The following is a 5,311-nucleotide window of genomic DNA, read 5'->3' as shown; positions in this document are numbered from 1 at the left end:
GATTTAATTCCTCACGGGTTTTCGTCCTTCGCATATCAGTGAAAAGGAAACGAATATATTCTCCGTCTACTGCTGCAGCCAAATGTATTTCTCCATCCAGAGAAACAGACAAGGCTTCGTCTATCAGATTCTCCAATAAGAAACGAAGTTGGATAAAATCTCCGACCACTCTTTCATCGATAGCTCTTGTAGAGAAAGATACAGCAACCCCTTTTCCCTTATTTGCTTTACGGAAATACTTTTCTGCCAGAGCAAACAACTCCGATACGGAAATTATCCCGCGACGGAACGTAACTTCTTCCAACTGTCGCGATGCGCACGAACTCAATATGGTAAATATACCTTTATAATATTCTATCAATTCGCTGATAGCTGAAACCGTCTCTTTTTCTTCCGTTTCTGAGAGAATACCTGAACGGAGTTTACCAATGAGTTGCTTGATCTTATTCGGATAATAAATTGTCTCGTGCTTGATGGTGGAAAGACAATTATCAAGCACCATATTCTGCACATGCAACATACCGTCCTCCCATGACGCCCGGTGTGCTTCTTCATGCGCAGCTTCGATGTCGCGGTATTTTGTTGCCAGTTTCACTACTGCATTGAAGACCACAATCGCTATATACCGCGCAATCAATTCCAGCAATAGATGAGCCGTCTCCTGATCGACGCTCTCCTGCCGTTCAAGATATAACACACCCACACAGCGCGAATCACCCGCAGCATCCACCACCAAAGGCAAAGCTTCAAATCCTGGTGCGGACAGTTGAGTATGTTGTTCAAAACAGCGTTGAACTACTTCCTTCCAAAGTTCATCTTCTGCCGTAGATGTTCCATTATCTCCCGCAGAGGACAAGTCATTTTCTATAGAATTTGACGCATATTCCAGTTGATGTGTCGTTTCATTATAAACGGCGATTCCCAACCGATCAATACTTAGCAACTCATTTACGGCATCAAAGCCTTCGTCAACGATACGTTGAGGAATAGCTTTCAGGGTATCTTCTTCCCGTTGCAATGCCTCTTCTGTTTCGGGAACTTGTATCAGGGAGGCAGCAAATATCTGTCTATTGATTTCCAAAACCTGTTCCAGATTCCAACGGTTTACAAGACGTTTACGAATATACAGGATGTAATATCCCAAGAGCAACATAGCTATAAGTCCGATAAACAGGATAACCCCCACCATCTTATTATTGGTGGAACGTTCCAGTTGACGACAATATTCCTCCAAAGACTGATCCTCACCCAGCAATTTGTACAAAGTCGTATAAGCGGCATTATTATAACTGTATGCATCCCATTGTTTCAACGCAAGAAAAGCGACAGCCGCCTCATTCCGGATATCCAGAATGACATGAAAGTCTGAATTGAAAAGATCATTCCACCAGGATAATTCCCCCGGTTCCCCTTCTCCTCTCAATGACATATAGCGCTGCGGTTCTTGGGCATACCTTTTATAATGCGCATTCAGGCAAGACATGGCAGAGTCTACATATTCCAAAGCCTGTTCAAAATTTCCTTCCACATTACTATAATAGGCATCATTAGCATAGTCTGACGCCTCATTCAACAGGGCTTCAAACTCATTTTCCGCAGCTAATGACAAAGAATCCTGAGCCGTTTGCGCATAGATTTCATCCGGTTGCATCACCGCTTCCTCCACTGCTTTATTGCACGAACTCATGCCTATAGAAAAGAATATGCACAGAAATACCATCAAAGTTTTACGCACTCCTGTAGGCAAACGGAAATAAAAACGGCTGCCCTTCCCTAAAGTACTTTCTACATTGAATAAACAGACTCTGAATACTTCGTTCGTCTTCCGGTATTTCTCAATGATACCTTTACAATTCATCAGGCCGAAGCCGCTCCCTTTGTTTTTCAGCAGTTCTTCCCGGTCGGCAGCATCCAATATGCCTATTTCCTGCGAATTATACAATTTCTCACCGACAATACGCGTTACATCTTCTTCAGAAAGACCATAACCGGTATCTTCTACTGAGATTTCCACATATTCTTCTGTCGGATTTGCATAGACTTTTACCTTGCCTCCCTTTGGAGTATATTTACGGGCATTTTCTGCAAGCGTGTTTATCATAAACAGCGTCAACGCCTTGTCAGCTTTCACATAGGTATCCGTTGGTGTCACTTCCAGTTGTTGCTGTTTCATTTCGAAAGCACGGCTTCCTTTCCGTATCAGATCGAAAAGCTCGTTCAACCCGAATGTTTCTATATTCAAGCTCAGGCTACCTTGTTTCATTTTAATCCATAAAGCAAGGATATCATTGTATTCATTGATGGTTGTCACCAATTCGTCCATATATTGATACTTCTCAGCTTTGATGTGTTCGTCATGGATAAAACCCTTTTCCGTCAGTTTATGCACTTCATTAATAATACGGTCTATGTACGGATGAATACCGTTCACAATGGCCATACACGCTTTCTTTATAAGATTCTGACGTTTATTTCCGGCAATATGCTGTTCGTACACGTACCGTTCTTTCTCCAGCCGGCGGCGTTCGTCACCCAGCGAAATGGAAGTCATGCCATTATCAAGCGCCCATGTAATATAAGGAGCAATCACATGTAGTATTGCTTTCTCATCCTTCGTAAGACGTTTGGGTAATACCAACTGCCCATCTTCTATTCGAATGTCTTTTACATTGAAAAGTTCCTCTATATCTGTCTGCACAGCAGAAAGAATGGCATCTACAATCTCTTCTTCCGTCTGCGCATCCGTGGGAATAGAAGCGGTTATTTTCTGACAAATGTCCAACATCTGCCTTAAACGGTGCAAATGGACATGATTACGTTCTTTAGACCGCTTATTGAATATCCAAAAAAATAAAACCACCAGTATAAAACCGACAATCACGAAGAAGAGTAAAATATTAAGCTGTCGGGCTTCACTTTCCAAAGCCTGATAACGGCTTTCCAACTCCTTATCCTGGCGGGTATCTTCCAGAATATCCAGATAAATATTGCGATTATAATCGGAGTGTTGCTTCATTTCCAGTCCGGCATACGTAACACTCAGTTGTTCGCGAATACGTGAAATCCATTCCGGAACGGTTCGTAACTTACGCTCTATCCATGCTTTTTCTGAAGAAATGGTATCCCGTATATCATAGGTTTTCAACCAATCCAAGCTATCGTGGCAATCATAAAAACGGCGATGATGACTGTTCACGCACTCCAAGGCAAGCGTCAATGTATCCAATGCTTCGGCGTAGTTATCATGCGCATTCAAATATTTACCAATAGAAACATAGGCACCGGCAATTTGGTACACATCATTATATTGCTTGAATTTCTTCAAAGCCAATTGTCCTAAACGCATGGGCAACAAAGAATCCACGGGAACATCAAACTGTTTCAATGCATGAGAACGCCTAACCTGGAAAAAGTCATAATTATCGGGAGATGCCATCAGGTTAGCAAGCCCCTGTACTCCATTACCTTCAAAATACAAGTATCCTCCGCGAGATGCCATTTTCCAAGTTGTATACAGTTCGTCGAATTCACGCAAACGACGTTCATCCGCCGTTTCACCATCACAAAGTGCTGCCGATCCTTTTATATAATGATAATACAGTAACTGGTTCGTATCCGCTACAAGTTCTTCCTGCGGATATATTTCGTTGATGGAAGCCACCGCTTCCGGACGTTGTTGCAGATAGTAGTAATAAACTGCGGAAACGATATAAAATTCGGAGCGTGCATAGTTCAGTCTCAACCGTTCGTGCTTATCTACGAAAAGCTTGTTATCTTCATCTATTCGTTTCATGCGGCGGAGGGCACTGTTCCGATAGTCATAAAATTCTTTGTTCATGGCCGTCCGCTGATAGATTTTCATCAATCCGATATCGGCAACCAGCAGTTCCAGTTCATTTTTCGTGAGACTGTACACATCCTTATGAAACTTCTCCGCTTTCTCAAAATCCATGCGCATAAAAGCACAAAAACCCAGATTATTGGATGCTTCCGCTTTCCCTTGACTATACAGATTTACTTTTCCATAAGCTTGCGTGGCAGCATGACAAGAAGAGTCCAGGTCTTTATACCGATAAGAATAAGCCACTTGGTTGAGCGAATCGATAAGATGTACTTCCTTGGTGGGAGCAGTACCCATACAAGAAATCATTACTATGCAAAAACACAGTAAGCCCACCAATCGTATATGAGGAAACCGTTTCACTTAGCAAAGCTACAAATAAATCCGGGAAAGAAAAAAGATTTTTCTACAATAAGTCTTGTAGAATGTAGCGGGAAATTCATAACTTTGCAGCCGTATTAAACAAATAGGTAACATCTATTACAAAATGAGCGAAAAAGCACCCGTAATGGTATTCTCCGGAACTAACTCGAGATACCTTGCAGAGAAAATCTGCGCAAGCCTTGATTGCCCTCTGGGAAAGATGAACATCACCCACTTTGCTGATGGTGAGTTTGCTGTTTCCTATGAAGAGTCAATTCGTGGCGCACATGTATTCCTGGTTCAATCCACCTTCCCTAATTCCGACAATTTAATGGAACTTCTGCTGATGATCGACGCAGCTAAAAGAGCGTCTGCTAAAAGCGTTGTTGCAGTCATTCCATATTTCGGTTGGGCACGACAGGACAGAAAAGACAAACCTCGCGTTTCTATCGGCGCAAAGTTAGTAGCCGATTTACTTTCAGTAGCAGGTATCGATCGTTTGATTACGATGGATCTCCATGCTGATCAAATCCAAGGTTTCTTCAACATTCCGGTAGATCACTTGTATGCTTCGGCAGTGTTCCTCCCCTATATTGAGTCCTTGAAATTGAAAGATCTTGTAATCGCTACGCCGGATGTGGGTGGTTCCAAACGTGCCAGCACATTCTCAAAGTATTTGGGAGTTCCCCTGGTATTGTGCAACAAATCACGTGAGAAAGCAAACGAAGTTGCATCCATGCAGATTATCGGTGATGTAACCGATAAAAATGTAGTATTGGTAGATGACATCGTAGATACAGCCGGTACTATCACCAAAGCAGCTAACATTATGTTGGATGCCGGTGCTAAATCAGTACGCGCTATTGCAAGCCACTGTGTTATGTCCGACCCGGCGTCTTTCCGTGTACAGGAATCCAGTCTGACCGAAATCGTATTTACCGATAGTATCCCCTACTCTAAGAAATGCGCGAAAGTGAAACAACTTAGTATTGCTGATATGTTTGCAGAAACCATTAAGAGAGTGGTGAATAATGAGTCTATCAGTTCACAATACATTATCTAAATTGCCTTTGGCAATTTAGATAATAAAAATTAATAATTAAAAAT

2 protein-coding genes are annotated in these 5,311 nt (G+C 42.2%); one reads left to right on the top strand and one right to left on the bottom strand.

What is annotated here, in order from left to right; genetic code table 11:
- On the bottom strand, nt 1-4,138 hold a 4,138-nt coding region (locus BACCELL_RS20815; protein WP_007214036.1), incomplete at its 3' end, for a DUF5113 domain-containing protein.
- A gap of 190 nt (nt 4,139-4,328) precedes the next feature.
- Between BACCELL_RS20815 and BACCELL_RS20810 the strand changes: the two genes are divergently transcribed.
- Entirely contained in the window at nt 4,329-5,267 is a 939-nt protein-coding gene (locus tag BACCELL_RS20810; protein WP_007214035.1) for a ribose-phosphate pyrophosphokinase, read from the top strand.
- Nucleotides 5,268-5,311 lie beyond the last annotated feature (44 nt).

Source organism: Bacteroides cellulosilyticus DSM 14838 (genome assembly GCF_000158035.1).
Classification (GTDB): Bacteria; Bacteroidota; Bacteroidia; order Bacteroidales; family Bacteroidaceae; genus Bacteroides; species Bacteroides cellulosilyticus.
Note: the sequence above shows the minus strand (reverse complement) of the source record. Positions and strands in the feature narration are given on the sequence as shown.

Coding starts and splice junctions, on each gene's coding strand:
- BACCELL_RS20810 (WP_007214035.1), top strand. CDS start 4,329: ATGAGCGAAAAAGCACCCGTAATGGTATTCTCCGGAACTAACTCGAGA.